The sequence below is a fragment of the Thiohalobacter sp. COW1 genome (assembly GCF_016629505.1).
In the GTDB taxonomy this organism is placed as follows: domain Bacteria; phylum Pseudomonadota; class Gammaproteobacteria; order Thiohalobacterales; family Thiohalobacteraceae; genus Thiohalobacter; species Thiohalobacter thiocyanaticus_A.
On the sequence record NZ_AP024239.1, the window covers coordinates 3,080,239 to 3,093,872 of the forward strand.

Annotated in this window: 16 protein-coding genes; 6 read left to right on the top strand and 10 right to left on the bottom strand. The window is 67.0% G+C overall.

Features of this window, described 5'->3' with window-relative positions; translation table 11 throughout:
- From lgt to COW1_RS14615, 4 genes are all read left to right on the top strand, one after another.
- A complete protein-coding gene (lgt, locus tag COW1_RS14600) occupies positions 1 to 792 on the top strand; it encodes a prolipoprotein diacylglyceryl transferase (RefSeq protein ID WP_096367253.1) in 792 nt (263 codons plus the stop codon).
- Between the two features lie 212 nt (positions 793 to 1,004).
- Complete coding sequence (locus COW1_RS14605) at positions 1,005 to 1,799, top strand: thymidylate synthase (RefSeq protein WP_096367252.1); 795 nt, start codon at positions 1,005 to 1,007, stop codon at positions 1,797 to 1,799.
- On the top strand, positions 1,796 to 2,287 hold the full coding sequence (gene folA / locus COW1_RS14610) for a type 3 dihydrofolate reductase (protein ID WP_304941084.1): 492 nt from the start codon (positions 1,796 to 1,798) through the stop codon (positions 2,285 to 2,287). Before COW1_RS14605 ends, folA begins: the two co-directional genes overlap by 4 nt.
- 240 nt (positions 2,288 to 2,527) lie before the next feature.
- A complete protein-coding gene (locus tag COW1_RS14615; RefSeq protein WP_096367250.1) occupies positions 2,528 to 2,956 on the top strand; it encodes a hypothetical protein in 429 nt (142 codons plus the stop codon).
- A 171-nt stretch (positions 2,957 to 3,127) separates the two neighbouring features.
- On the opposite strand, the gene COW1_RS14620 is transcribed toward COW1_RS14615, so the two are convergent.
- The 4 genes from COW1_RS14620 to pgl all read right to left on the bottom strand — a co-directional run bounded on the left by COW1_RS14620 (position 3,128) and on the right by pgl (position 6,390).
- Complete coding sequence (locus COW1_RS14620) at positions 3,128 to 3,964, bottom strand: symmetrical bis(5'-nucleosyl)-tetraphosphatase (RefSeq protein ID WP_201344596.1); 837 nt, start codon at positions 3,962 to 3,964, stop codon at positions 3,128 to 3,130.
- Between the two features lie 201 nt (positions 3,965 to 4,165).
- Positions 4,166 to 4,546, bottom strand: a complete 381-nt coding sequence (apaG, locus tag COW1_RS14625) for a Co2+/Mg2+ efflux protein ApaG (RefSeq protein WP_096367248.1) — start codon at positions 4,544 to 4,546, stop codon at positions 4,166 to 4,168.
- Positions 4,547 to 4,663: 117 nt separating this feature from the next.
- Positions 4,664 to 5,650 carry a glucokinase gene (glk, locus tag COW1_RS14630; protein ID WP_201344597.1) on the bottom strand — a complete coding sequence of 329 codons (987 nt, stop codon included), beginning with the start codon at positions 5,648 to 5,650 and terminating at the stop codon, positions 4,664 to 4,666.
- Entirely contained in the window at positions 5,647 to 6,390 is a 744-nt protein-coding gene (gene pgl / locus COW1_RS14635; RefSeq protein ID WP_201344598.1) for a 6-phosphogluconolactonase, read from the bottom strand. The genes glk and pgl overlap by 4 nt, the downstream gene beginning before the upstream one ends.
- Before the next feature lie 154 nt (positions 6,391 to 6,544).
- Between pgl and COW1_RS14640 the strand changes: the two genes are divergently transcribed.
- Together COW1_RS14640 and COW1_RS14645 are read left to right on the top strand one after the other, a co-directional pair.
- Positions 6,545 to 6,751, top strand: coding sequence for an acetyltransferase (locus COW1_RS14640; RefSeq protein WP_096367245.1), 207 nt, complete (start codon positions 6,545 to 6,547; stop codon positions 6,749 to 6,751).
- A 164-nt stretch (positions 6,752 to 6,915) separates the two neighbouring features.
- Positions 6,916 to 7,095, top strand: coding sequence for a hypothetical protein (locus COW1_RS14645; RefSeq protein WP_096367244.1), 180 nt, complete (start codon positions 6,916 to 6,918; stop codon positions 7,093 to 7,095).
- Between the two features lie 3 nt (positions 7,096 to 7,098).
- On the opposite strand, the gene COW1_RS14650 is transcribed toward COW1_RS14645, so the two are convergent.
- The 6 genes from COW1_RS14650 to COW1_RS14675 form a co-directional block, all read right to left on the bottom strand.
- Positions 7,099 to 7,542 carry a universal stress protein gene (locus COW1_RS14650; protein WP_096367243.1) on the bottom strand — a complete coding sequence of 148 codons (444 nt, stop codon included), beginning with the start codon at positions 7,540 to 7,542 and terminating at the stop codon, positions 7,099 to 7,101.
- Positions 7,543 to 7,567: 25 nt separating this feature from the next.
- On the bottom strand, positions 7,568 to 7,729 hold the full coding sequence (locus tag COW1_RS14655; protein WP_157745710.1) for a hypothetical protein: 162 nt from the start codon (positions 7,727 to 7,729) through the stop codon (positions 7,568 to 7,570).
- A gap of 192 nt (positions 7,730 to 7,921) precedes the next feature.
- A complete protein-coding gene (gene rsmA / locus COW1_RS14660; protein WP_201344599.1) occupies positions 7,922 to 8,710 on the bottom strand; it encodes a 16S rRNA (adenine(1518)-N(6)/adenine(1519)-N(6))-dimethyltransferase RsmA in 789 nt (262 codons plus the stop codon).
- A gap of 148 nt (positions 8,711 to 8,858) precedes the next feature.
- Positions 8,859 to 9,839 carry a 4-hydroxythreonine-4-phosphate dehydrogenase PdxA gene (pdxA, locus tag COW1_RS14665; RefSeq protein ID WP_201344600.1) on the bottom strand — a complete coding sequence of 327 codons (981 nt, stop codon included), beginning with the start codon at positions 9,837 to 9,839 and terminating at the stop codon, positions 8,859 to 8,861.
- Positions 9,836 to 11,110, bottom strand: coding sequence for a peptidylprolyl isomerase (locus tag COW1_RS14670; RefSeq protein WP_096367634.1), 1,275 nt, complete (start codon positions 11,108 to 11,110; stop codon positions 9,836 to 9,838). Before COW1_RS14670 ends, pdxA begins: the two co-directional genes overlap by 4 nt.
- A gap of 64 nt (positions 11,111 to 11,174) precedes the next feature.
- On the bottom strand, positions 11,175 to 13,613 hold the full coding sequence (locus COW1_RS14675) for an LPS-assembly protein LptD (RefSeq protein WP_201344601.1): 2,439 nt from the start codon (positions 13,611 to 13,613) through the stop codon (positions 11,175 to 11,177).
- Between the last annotated feature and the right edge of the window lie 21 nt (positions 13,614 to 13,634).

Here is a 13,634-nt window from a genome sequence, read left to right on the forward strand (position 1 = left end):
ATGCTGACCTATCCCGATATCGATCCTGCCATCGTCCGCTTCGGCGACTTCGCCCTGCACTGGTACGGCATGATGTACCTGGTGGGTTTCATCGGCGGCTGGTGGCTGGGCCGGGTACGGGCGCAGCGGCCCGATTCCGGCTGGCAGGCACAGGAGATCGGCGATCTGCTGTTCTACGTCGCCCTGGGCGTGATCCTGGGCGGCCGGATCGGCTATATCCTGTTCTACAACTTCGGCCTGTTCCTGGAGGACCCGCTGATGCTGCTGCGCATCTGGCAGGGCGGTATGTCCTTCCACGGCGGGCTGCTGGGCGTGCTGCTGGCGATGTGGCTGTACGGGCGCCGGACCGGCCGCAGTTTCTTCCAGGTCACCGACTTCATCGCCCCGCTGGTGCCCATCGGCCTGGGCGCCGGGCGCATCGGCAACTTCATCAACGGCGAGTTGTGGGGGCGGCCCACCGATCTGCCCTGGGGCATGGTGTTCCCCTTCGTGGACAGCCAGCCGCGGCATCCGTCCATGCTATACGAGGCCCTGCTGGAGGGGCTGGTGTTGTTCATCATCCTGTGGTGGTTCTCGTCGGGGCCGAGGCCGCGCATGGCGGTCTCGGGACTGTTCCTGCTGTGTTATGGTGGTTTCCGGTTCGCGGTGGAGTTCGTGCGCGAGCCCGACCGGCACCTCGGTTATCTGGCCTTCGACTGGCTGACCATGGGGCACCTGCTGTCGGTGCCGATGGTGCTGTTCGGCGCGCTGCTGCTGTGGCTGGCGTATCGTGGGCGTCGCAGTGAGGAGTGAGGAGTGAGGAGTGAGGAGAAAATCGTGAAAGTGGCGGCCATATCTTCCCGGGCCGCCGCGCTATCTTTGCCCGTCATCCCCGCGCAGGCGGGGATCCAGTGGCCGCAGCGGTATCCGGATACCTGCATGCATCGGAATGACGCGCCAGTCAGGGTTTCCTGCAGTGCTTCACTCCTCACTCCTCACTCCTCACTCGAACAAGAGGCAACAACGTGAAGCAGTATCTCGATCTCATGCGCCATGTGCGCGAGCACGGCGTCAAGAAGGAGGACCGCACCGGCACCGGGACGCTCAGTGTGTTCGGTCACCAGATGCGGTTCGATCTGGGCGAGGGTTTCCCGGTGGTCACCACCAAGAAGCTGCACCTGCGCTCCATCATCCACGAACTGCTGTGGTTCCTGCAGGGCGATACCAATGTCAAATACCTGCATGACAACAAGGTGAGCATCTGGGACGAGTGGGCCGATGACAACGGCGATCTCGGGCCCGTCTACGGCTATCAGTGGCGCAGCTGGCCGACGCCCGACGGGCGCCACATCGACCAGATCGCGCAGGTGGTGGAGCAGCTCAAGCACAACCCGGACTCGCGTCGCATCATCGTCAGCGCCTGGAACGTGGCCGATATCGAGCGCATGGCGCTGCCGCCCTGTCATGCCTTCTTCCAGTTCTATGTCGCCGAAGGCCGGCTGTCCTGCCAGCTCTACCAGCGCAGCGCCGACATCTTCCTCGGTGTGCCATTCAATATCGCCTCCTACGCCCTGCTGACCCTGATGCTGGCGCAGGTGTGCGATCTGCAGCCGGGGGATTTCGTGCATACCCTGGGTGATGCGCATCTGTACCTGAATCATCTGGAACAGGCCGACGAACAGCTCACGCGCCGGCCCTATCCGCTGCCGGTGATGCGGGTCAATCCCGAGGTGAAGGATATCTTCGGCTTCCGTTTCGAGGACTTCGAACTGGTCGGCTACGAACACCATCCCCATATCAAGGCGCCGGTGGCGGTGTGATCATCGCCTTCGTCGTCGCTATGGATCGCAACCGGTTGATCGGCAGTCGCAACGGCCTGCCCTGGCACCTGCCGGCCGATCTGGCGCATTTCAAGCGGGTGACCCTGGGCAAGCCCATCATCATGGGCCGCAGGACCCATGAATCCATCGGCCGGGCGCTGCCGGGGCGGCAGAACATCGTGGTCAGCCGCAATCCGGCCTATCGGGCCGCCGGCTGCGATGTGGTCGATTCATTCGATGCCGCGCTGGAAGCGGCCGACGCCGCCGCGGAGGTCATGGTCATCGGCGGCGCCGAACTCTTCGCCCTGACCCTGGAGCGGGCCGGACGTATCTATCTCACCGTGATCGAACACGACTTCGAGGGCGATACCTGGCTGCCGGAGTGGGACCCGACCGACTGGGTCGAGGTCAGTCGCGAAGCGCATGCACCGGATGACAGAAACCCCTATCCCTATCGCTTCGTCCAGCTGGAGCGCCGGCGCGACTGACGTCGCCGCAGGGTGCCCCTGCGCCCTTTCACTGGAGTCCTGATTTCACCTGCTTGCGGCAGTTTTCCGGCACGGTTTCCCCGTCTGCCTCACCGGTGAATGTGACCTGCATCACAGATCCGTCAAGCCGCCCGTTTCCCCCATAACAATCGCTGTGGTGTCTGCTATTAATTAAGCCTGAATTCAGCTTGGCGGGCGCATGCTGTAGCCATCCTGAACACAACAGTATGGAGAGTTGAAATGAACGCAGTACGCAAAACCATCGTCCTTGCCATCGCAGCATTGACCCTGGCCGGCAGCGGCGCGGTGCTGGCTGCCGGCGGCGGTGGCGGTGGCGGCAATGGCATGGGCAAGGGCTACAGCAATGACAATTACGGCCAGGAGCGCAGCGCCGAGGTCCGTGAGCGCAACGAGGAGCGCAAGCTGGAACAGGACCGCGACATGGATCAGGACCGGGAACGTTATCGCGACCCGGAGGCCGAGCGCGACGCCATGAAGGCCAAGGCGAAAGCCAAGGGCCAGGGCGAGGGCAACGGCCAGGGCATGGGCTATGGCAAGAACGGCGAAGGCAAGGGCGGGCAGGTTCAGCAGCGCGACCAGGATCGCATCCATCAGGATGACGATGCGCCCCAGGGCAAGACCAAACGCTGGTGGTGGCCCTTCGACTGACGCCCGCGGGCAGTAAACGAATACACTTCCTCTGGCCTGCACTGAGGTCTTGGCCCTCCCTTCGGGGAGGGCCTTTTTTTGTTGAGTGAGGAGGATGGGTGGAACGAAGTGCAACCCATCACTTGGATCTGTCATGGCGATGGGTTTCGGCGCTGAGCGCCCGCACCTATCCTACCCGGGCCGGCGGGTGCCGGGGCAATCGATGCTGATCCGCTGCGGCGTCGGTGTGTCCAGACGCAGGGCGGTGAGCTGCCGGCCCCACACGCAGCCGCTGTCCAGCGCAAACACGCCGGGGGCGTCGGTGGTCCCCCCCAGCGAGGCCCAGTGCCCGAACAGGAGCTTCAGATCGTGGCTGGCGCGGCCGGGGACCTCGAACCAGGGCAGGAAGCCGGGCGGCTGTTTCCCGGGCGGACCGCTGTGGCGGAATTCCATGGTTCCCTCCCGGGTGCAGAATCGCAGCCGGGTGCAGGCATTGACGATGCAGCGCAGGCGGTCATGGCCGCTGAGATCCGCCGACCAGGTATCGGGTTGATTGCCGTACATGTGGGCGAGGAAGTCGCGGCAGCGGTCGTCGTCGCGCAGCACGGTTTCCACTTCGCGGCTGCAGGCCAGGGCCAGTTCCAGGTCCCACTGCGGCGGCAGCCCGGCATGCACCAGGCAGTAGCCCAACGCCGCATCGTGATGGACCAGCGGGCAACCGCGCAGCCAGTCCAGCAGCGCTTCGCGGTCGGGTGCCTCCAGGATCGGCAGCAGGGTGTCACGGGTCTTCAGCCGGTCGGCATAGCGGCTGATGGCAAGCAGATGCAGGTCGTGATTGCCCAGCACGCTGATGGCGGCCGCGCCCAGCCCGCGGATGAAGCGCAGCGTCTCCAGTGACTTCGGGCCGCGGTTGACCAGATCGCCGGCGAACCAGAGCCGGTCGACGGCCGGGTCGAACTGCAGCCGGTCCAGCAGCCGCCGCAGTTCGTCCAGGCAGCCCTGGACGTCACCGATGGCGTAGACGGCCATGGCGGCGGGTTACCTGGGGTGTTTGTTCAACGCAGAGGCGCGCAGGCGCAGAGGACGCCAGGGATATTATGGATTCCGACATGCACCGGAATGAACCGAACAGTGTCGGACGAATTTCACTGCTACGGCTGCAATCATACAAGGAAGAATCTCTGCGTTCTCTGCGCCTGCGCGCCTCTGCGTTGCGGTTTTGAAGTCCGTTCAATGCAGCGTACGCGGAATGGACAGGGTGAAGGCGGGGATCTCGGCGTCGAATTCCACGCCGTCGTCGGCGATCATCTGGTAGCTGCCGCGCATGCTGCCCACCGAGGTCTCGATCATGGTCCCGCTGGTGTACTGGAAGCGCTCGCCGGGCGTCAGGTGGGGCTGCTCGCCAACCACACCCTCGCCGCGCACCTCCTGGGTCTTGCCGTTGCTGTCGGTGATGATCCAGTGCCGCGTGAGCAGCTTGGCGGCCACGCTGCCGGTATTGTGGATGGTGATGGTGTAGGCGAAGACGTAGCGGTTGTCCTCCGGGCTGGACTGTTCCTCGATATAGCTGGTCTGTACCTCGACCTCGATATGATAGGGCGTGCTGCTCATGATGTGTCCTGTCGGTTCGCGAGTTGCATAGGATACGTATCGCGACCGCGTCTGCCAAAAACGGATCGAATAACCCCGGCCCGGAAGCGGCAATGGCCGCGGCAGACGGGCGTCGGTTCAGTCCGCGGCCGCCAGCTGCAGTGCGCCCAGCAGGCCCGGCTGGGGATGAGTGATGATGTGTACCGGAAAGCCCTGCATGAGTTCGCGCATCGCCCCCTTGGCATGGAAGGCGGCGAGGAAGCCCGGCCGTTGCAGCTGTTCCAGCAGGCGCGGGGCGATGCCGCCGGCGAGGTAGAGGCCGCCGTGGGGCAGGGTGGCCAGTGCCCAGTTGCCGGCCTGGGCGCCGTACAGACGCACGAATTCGGCCACGGCCTGTTCGGCTGCCGCGTCGCTGCCGGCGGCGGCTGCAGCGGTGATGCGCGCTGCGGCATCCGCGGCCGCCGGATCGATCGCGGGCGTGCCGTCGATCTGCCGGCACAGGAAACGGTACAGGCGCACCAGGCCGGGGCCGGACACCAGGTGCTCCCAGGAGACGCTGCCCAGCTCCGCCGCCAGCGCCTGGCGCAGTTCCCACTGCAGCGGGGTCTGCGGCGCGAAGTCGGTATGCCCGGCCTCGGCGGCGATGACCTCGCTGCCGCCGCTGGTGCAGGTCACCACGTTGGCATGGCCCAGGCCGGTGCCGGCGCCGATCACGGCGCGGTTGGCGCCGATGACCGGCCGGCCGGGCTGCAGGCAGGCCAGATCGTCCGGTTGCAGGGCGTCCAGTGCATGGCCGACGGCGGCGAAGTCGTTGATCAGCCGCACCCGCCCCAGGCCGTGGTGACGGGCAAGCGCAATGCTGTCCAGATCCCAGGGCAGGTTGGTCACCCGTGCCCGGCCCTGGTCCGGGCGGCCCAGCACCGGTCCGGCGACGGCCAGGCAGGCCCGGGCCGGCGGCGCTTCGCAGCTGTTCAGATAGTCGGCCAGCAGGTTGTCGAACGCGGCGAAATCGCTGCTGGCATAGCGACGTTCGTTGCGCCAGTCGCGCAGGTTCCCGGCCGGGGCCAGCACCAGCCGGGTGTGGGTGCCGCCGATGTCCCCGGCCAGGACCAGTTCCCGGGTCATGCCTGCAGGCCTCCCGCCGCTTGCGCGTCGAGATACCATTCCACCCGGCCCTGCGCCTTGATGCGCTGCGCCGGCAGCGGATCGGCGCCGGCGGGTGTCCCCAGCACCCGGGCGACGGCGCCGGCCTTGTCCGCGCCGGCGACCAGGAACAGCAGGTGGCGGGCGGCCTCGAGCACGGGCAGGGTCAGGGTCAGGCGCCAGTGCTCGCCCGGGCCAGGGTACACCGGTGCCACCCAGTGGGTACGCTCGTCCAGTACCGGGGTGTCGGGAAACAGCGAGGCGGTGTGGCCATCCGCGCCCAGACCCAGCAGGATGAGATCGAAAACGGGCACACCTGCCTCATTGCGGGGCAGCCTGCGCTCCAGCAGGGCAGCATAGTCGGCCGCGTCCAGATCGATCCGCCCGGGATCGGCCGCCATGGGGTGGATCTGCCCGGCGGTCAGCGGGGCGCAGGCCAGCCAGGCGCTGCGGGCCATGCCGTAGTTGCTGTCCGGGTGGTCCGGCGGTACGGCACGCTCGTCGCCGAAGTAGATCTGCAATGCCGGCCAGGGCAGCTGGTGCGACCAGTCCGGTTCGGCCAGCAGTGTGTACAGCTGCCGCGGCGTGCTGCCGCCGGCCAGGGCAAGATGGCAGGTGCCGCGTGCGGAGGCCGCTTGCCGGCACAGGGCCGTGACCCGCTCGGCCGCGGCGCGGCTGAGCGCTTCGCGGTCGGCATGGATGCGGCAGTCGAGGTGGGTCATGGCTGAAAAAACGATTGGCTGTCCGTGTCCTGCCGGATGCTCCGGATGATGGCACAAAGGACCTGGCGGGGAAACTGCAGGATTGACAGGGGTCAACACGAACGCAGGCGGAACGGCTATAGTTGTGGGTGACAGACAGTGCAAAGGAGACGGCATGTACCTCAAAGACAAAATCAATGGTGACCTGATCGAGATCCTGGACACGGGGGCCCTGTTCGACCCCTGTCGGGACGAGGTGACCGGACGCATGCATGCCGGCGAGGAAATGCAGGACCCGGCCAGCTATCCCAAGACCGGCCTGGTATTCCCCTCCGGCGAGGCGTTGCCGCGCTGCTGGGTCGATCCGAAATACCGCGGCTGAGCCGCATCCGGAGGCTACGCGACGGGGAGAATGTGACCCCCGTCACGGCAGGCAGCGCCCACCGGTCTAGAATTGCGTCGCAATTCCTCAAGTTTCGGTGCCATCGGACCGATCCTTGCATAACAAGAGGGGCGGGCAATCATGCCTGCCAGAGAGCGAGGGATATGCGACACCATTATCGAAAACCCGATCCGCTGGTCCTGCTGGCCGTGTTCGTCGGGCTGGGCGTGGTCGTGACCACCGGCACCCTGGCCGTGGGCACGGATCCGGCGCCGGCTGCCGTCACCTCGGCCGCGGCCGATCACCCGACCGTCTACGGCTACAGCCCCACGCTCCGGCGCTAAGGCTCAGGCCGGCCGGATCCGCACCGCCAGGACGTCGCAGGGCGCGCCCTGGAGCACCCCGTTGGCGGTCGATCCCAGCAGGCGGCCCAGGCCGTGGCGGCCATGGCTGCCGATCACGATCAGATCCGCCTTCTGTTCCTCGGCCACGCGCAGGATCTCGTGCTTGGTCGAGCCGGTCTCCAGATGGTGTTTGATCTCCCCCGGCCAGTCCATCGAGGCGGCCATTTCCGCGAGCTTGTTGCGCGCGGTTTCGATCACCTGGGTCTCCAGGGTCACGTCCTCCGGCAGTACCAGTTCGCTGGCCAGGTCCAGGTGCAGGAATTCCACCACGTGCACCAGCGACAGGCGGGCCTGGCCGTGGGCGGCGACCTGCATGGCGCGGCGGGTGACCTGCTCGAAGTCCGGCATGAAATCGACCGCGACCAGCACATGTGAATATTCGGACATCAGACAGGCTCCATGTTGAGGGGGGTCAGAGTGGACGGTTGGCGTCACCGACATCCTCGATGAACTGACTGTCCCCGAACGGATCGCTCGGCGCGAACAGGATGACGAACACGAAGATGGCGACGATCAGTCCGAAGCCGATCAGCATCACGAGTATATCGGTGGGCTTTTTCCTGCGCCTGGCCATGCCGGAGCCCTCCCTCCGTTGCCTGCCTGTCTCGAGTATATCGGCTGACCCCGGGCGGGGAAAGCCTGCGGTTCCATAAGATGTAGGTCGGGTTAGCCCGATAGGGCGTAACCCGACACTGGCTTCCGCATGTCGGGTTACGCTGCGCTAACCCGACCTACCATGCTGGCTTTGAAAGCCTCTGCGTTGAAATCATCCGTCCTGTAACGATGGCAGCATGCTCAGGCGGGCGAACTCCTCCAGGGTCAGGGTCTCGGCGCGGCGGCCGGGGTCGATGCCGGCGGCCTCGAGTTGCGCGGCATCGATCACGCCCTTCAGATTGTTGCGCAGAGTCTTGCGGCGCTGGGCGAAGGCCAGTCGCACCCGCCCGGCGAACCGCTCCGGATCGATGGCATAACGCGGAGTGGGCAGCGGGGTCAGGCGTACGAAGGCCGAGTCCACCTTCGGCGGCGGACGGAAGGCGCCCGGCCCCACGGTGAACAGCGGCTCGACCTCGCACAGCATCTGCAGCATCACCGACAGCCGGCCGTAGTCCTTCCCGCCGGGCGCGGCGGCCATGCGCTCGACCACTTCCTTCTGCAGCAGAAAATGCATGTCGCGGATGCAGCCGGCCTGGCCCAGCAGATGGAACAGCAGCGGGGTGGAGATGTTGTAGGGCAGATTGCCCACCACCCGCAGCGGCGGCGGCCCGAGCCGGCAGAAGTCGGTCTTCAGGGCATCGGCGCTGTGGATGATCAGCTCGCCGGCGTGGGCATGGCGTTCGCTGTCCAGCCGCGCGCACAGGTCGCGGTCCAGTTCGATCACCTCCAGCCGGCCGAGGCGTTCCAGCAGCAGCCAGGTCAGCGCCCCCTGTCCGGGGCCGATCTCCACCAGCGCCTGGCCCGGCCGCGGGTCGATGGCGGCGAGGATGCGTTCGATGCTGCCGCGGTCATGGAGAAAGTTCTGGCCGAAGCGCTTGCGCGGCCGATGGGCGGACGTCAATTTGTTTTACTCCTACGCCTTCATGATACCGCGGCTGCCGTAGGTCGGATCAGCCTGAAAGGCGTAATCCGACACCGCGCGCGGAGCCCGCGTCGGGTTACGCTGCGCTAACCCGACCTACGTAACTTGCGCGGCCGGTGGGGCGCAGTCATCCCTGACGCACCATGTCCAGGGCGGTCTCGATGGCCAGGCGCAGGCTGGCGTCGCTGGCCCGGCCGCTGCCGGCCAGTTCCAGCGCGGTGCCGTGATCGACCGAGGTGCGGGCAAAGGGCAGGCCCAGGGTGATATTCACGGCCCGGCCGAAGCCCTTGTATTTCAGCACCGGCAGGCCCTGGTCGTGATACATCGCCAGCACCGCGTCGGCCTCGTCCAGGTACCTGGGCGTGAACAGGGTGTCGGCGGGCAGCGGACCGATGAGCTGCATGTGCTCCTGCTCACGCAGTTCCTCCAGTACCGGGGCGATGATCTCGATCTCCTCGCGGCCGAGATGGCCGCCTTCCCCGGCGTGCGGGTTGAGGCCGGCGACCAGGATGCGGGGCCGCGCCAGGCCGAACCAGCGTTGCAGGTCGCGCTCGAGGATGCGCAGCACCTGCCGCAGACTGCTGCGGGTGATGTGGCGCGGGATGTCGCTCACGGCCAGGTGGGTGGTGGCCAGGGCCACGCGCAGGCCCTCGGTGGCCAGCATCATCACCACGTTCGCCGTGCCGGTGCGCTCGGCCAGGTACTCGGTGTGGCCGGTGAAGGCGATGCCGGCCTCGTTGATCACGCCCTTGTGCAGCGGCGCGGTGACCAGGGCGTCGAAACGCCCGTCGATGCAGCCATCGATGGCGGCATCCAGGGTGTGCAGGACATAGGGGGCGTTGGCCGGGTCCAGCTGGCCGCTGCGGCAGGGGCGGGCCAGCGAGATCGGCAGTACGTTCAGCCGTCCCTGGCGGTGGGTTTCGGTGGCCGGGTGCGTATCGAGTTCGACCGCCAGCCCGAGTTCGTCCGCCCGCTGCGCCAGCAGGTCGGGGTCGGCGACCACCGTCAGGGCGCAGGGCAGTTCGGCGGCGGCCAGGGCCAGGCACAGATCGGGACCGATGCCGGCGGGTTCGCCGGGGGTCAGGGCCAGATGGGCGGGTGCGGTCATGCCCCGGAGGGTGGCTCCAGCCGGTACTCGATGTAGGATTCGTCGCGCAGCCGCCGCAACCAGAGTTCCATCTCCTCGTCGGTCTTGCGCTGGCGGATCATCTCCCGGGCGCGGGCGCGCTGGTAGTCTTCCGTGCTGTCGCGCTCGCGCCGCTCCAGGACCTGGATCAGGTGCCAGCCGAAGCGACTCTGGACCGGCTCGCTGATCTCGCCCGGGGCGAGTTTGTTCATGGCCTGTTCGAACTCGGGCACCATGTCGCCCGGGTTGACCCAGCCCAGGTCGCCGCCGTTGGAGGCCGAGACCTTGTCGGTGGAATGCGAGCGCGCCAGTTCGGCGAAATCGGCCCCGGTTTCCAGCCGGCCGCGCAGCTGCTCGATGCGCAGCCGGACATCGGCCTCGCTGGTCATCTCGTCCGGCTGGAGCAGGATATGGCGCACCCGGCTCTGGGTGATGACGTGGCGCTCTTCGCCGCGCACGTCGATCAGCTTGATGATGTGAAAGCCGCTGGGGCTGCGGATCAGATCGCTGATCTCGCCCGGTTGCATGTCGCGTACGACGTCGGCGAACAGGCTGGGCAGCTGGGCAGCCTTGCGCCAGCCGAGGTCGCCGCCCTCGAGAGCGGTCTCGCTCTCGGAGACGGCCACGGCAGTCTCGCTGAAATCGGCGCCGCCGCGCAGTCGATCCAGCACCCCGGTGGCCTTGCGCTCGGCGGCCTGGATCTGTTCGGGAGAGGCGGCCTCGGGCGTGGCGATGAGGATATGGCCCAGGTGATAGTCGCGGGTCTGATCGCTCCAGGCGGTCTGGCTGGCCAGCAGGTTGTCGACCTCCTGGTCACTGATGTCGATGCGGTTGATGACCGTCTGCTGGCGCAGGCGGTTGATCATGATCTGGCTGCGCAGTTCCTCGCGGAAGGCGGCGTAGTCCATGCCCTCGCGTTCCAGGGTCTGGCGGAACTCGGTGAGGGTGACGCCGTTCTGGGCCGCGATATTGCGCAGGTTGGCGTTGAGGGTCTCGTCATCGACCTCGATGTTGTTGCGTTCGGCCACCTGCAGCTGGAGCCGCTCCATGATCAGTCGCTCCAGCACCTGGCGTTCCAGCTGGGCCGGGTCGGGCGCCTGGGTGTTCTGCTGCGCCAGCTGCGAACGCACCAGCTGCACCTTGTCCTCCAGTTCGCTGGCGAGGATGACGTCGTCGTTGACCACGGCCACGATGCGGTTGATGGGCTGGGCGGCGGCCGGCGCGGACAGGCCGAGCAGCAGGCCCAGGAACATGAATATCGGCAGGAGTCTCGTATGCATGGCGTCCATGATATCAGATGTGCCGGGGTCGGATAGCTCAGGGGCGGTAGCCGAGCACACTCTCCTCGATCAGTTCCTGGACCGGCAGCCCCAGGCTGGTCAGGCCCTTGAACTCGAACTGCAGCATGATCGCGAGGTTGCGCTCGCCGGAACTGCCGGCGGTGCCGCTGGTGACCGAGTTGATGAAGTCGCGCACCGCCAGCCGGGCGATCCAGCAGCAGCTTTCGTATTCCACCCCGGCCAGGGCCTCGAGCAGCTGGTCGTCCTCCAGCGAGTAGTACCAGCGGCCCACGGCGTGCCAGCGCTCGGTCAGGTACCAGAAGCCGTTGATGTCGACCTGCTCCAGGGTGCCGTCGCGGAAGCGGTGCGAGAGATTGAGGATATGGCGCGCATCCGGTCGGTATTGCAGACGGTAGCTCTGGCGGTCGACCCGCTCGGCCTCGGGGTCGTACTGGATGCCGGCGTTGAAGCTGAGCGCCCGGGTGATGTTCAGGTTCAGGTCGGCGACGATGTTGGAACTGTCACGCGTCTCGGGTGCCTGTCCCGGGTTGAGGGTCACATCGCGGTCGCGGAAGTAGTACAGCTGACCGATGCCGAAGCGCAGCCGCTCATAGCCGGTGCGCGGGTCCAGGATGCGCGAGGTGATCGCGGCGGCCAGCTGGTTGGCGTCGCCGAAGCGGTCGCGGCCGCTGAAGCGGTTGACCGCGAACAGCTGCGAGAAGCGGAAGTCGGACAGGCCGGTGTCGAAGCGCGGGATGTCGTCCTGGTCCTCGTGCGGTGCGTAGAGATAGAACAGCCGCGGCTCCAGTGTATGCAGGTAGGTGTCGCCGCCCAGCCGCAGGTCGCGTTCCAGGAACAGGGTGGCGTCCAGGAAGCCGTAGGGGACGGTCAGGTCGGGTTCCTCGGGGGCGCCTGCGGCGGTGTTGTCCAGCTGGTAACGGGTGTGGAACAGACCCGCGCCGGGCGTGATGTGATAGGCGTTGCGCAGCCAGGGCAGTTCCAGTACCGGTTCCAGGTGCCCGCGGGTGCCGGTGACGCGGGTGTCGTGCTCGAAACGTACCAGTTCGCTGTTGAGGCGCAGGTCCAGCCCCCAGGGATTCCAGCCCGGGGCCGGGTGGGCGCTGAACAGCAGCTGGGGCAGGCGCTGCAGCGGTTCGGTGGTGATGCTGGGGTCGGCGACCACATAGTCGTCGACGCGGCCGGTGAGATTCCAGCCCCGGCCCTGATAGCGGGCCTGGGCATAGCGGCGGATATAGGTACGGCTGGTGTCGTCCAGATTGCTGCCCAGGTCTTCGAAGTAATGGCGGTCGGAGATGTCGAGAAAATCGATCTGGGTGCTCAGATGCGGGCTGATCCGGGCCTCGTGCTCGAAGCCGAGCAGGTAGCGATCGTCGTCGAATTCCTGATCCGCGGGCAGCCCCTCCAGATCCAGCTGGCCTGAGTGGCTTGGCTGCAGGAAGCGGTACTCACCGATCAGCTGTACGCCGCGCTTGCTCATCAGACGCGGCGTGATGGTGGCGTCATGGTTCGGTGCGATGTTCCAGTAATAGGGGATGGAAATGTCGGCCCCCGTCTCTTCCGAAGCGCCCAGGCTGGGCACCAGAAACCCGGACTTGCGCCGGTCGTCCAGCGGAAAGCTCAGGTAGGGCGTGTACAGGATGGGGACGTCCTTGACGCGCAGGGTGGCGTGCCAGGCCCGGCCCTCACCCTTGTCGGTGTGCAGATAGACCTCGCGGGCCTGGATGTGCCAGTCGTCGCGGCCGGGATCGCAGGTGGTGTAGGTGGCCCCTTCCAGGCGCTTGAGGATGTCGGAGTCCTGGTACACGACCTCGGCCTGGCCGCGGCCGTGGCGTTGCGGGACCTGGTAGATCACCTGGTGGATCTCGCCGGTGTCGTCGGCCAGGTTGAGATGGCCCCATTGGCCCTGGGTCAGGATGTCGGGCTGCTCGATGCGCAGGTTACCTTCGGCCTCGACCCGGGAAGCGGCGTCGTCATAGGTCAGGCGATCGGCCAGGATGCGCTCGCCGTCGCGTTCGACCAGGGCGCTGCCGGTCAGGACATAGATCTGCTGCTGACGGATCTCGGCCTGATCGCCTTCGAGGTAGGTCTGACGCCGGTCCGGTGCCGGCAGCGGTGCCGACGGTGCGGCGGCGGGCCGGCACAGCCGCCAGGTGGGGTCGGCGGCCGGCGGCGTGGCTGCAGGGGCCGCGGCAGGTGCGCGGCCGGTTGGCGGCGAGCTCGGGGCAACCGCAGCGGGCGCGGCCGCTGTCGGCGGCGGTGTGGTGCCGCCCGTGGCCGGCACGGCCGGTGCGGTGGCGGTCGCCGCCGCGGCCGGTCGGCAGTCCCAGCCGTCGCCAGCGGCGGCCGGTCGGCACTGCCAGGGTGTGGCGGCCTGGGCCGGGGACAGGCTGGCAGCCAGCACGGCGGTGCTGCAGGCCGCGCGGGTCAGCAGGGTCAAAACAGGGGATCGGCTCACGGTCGGCTGTATATTTATGTT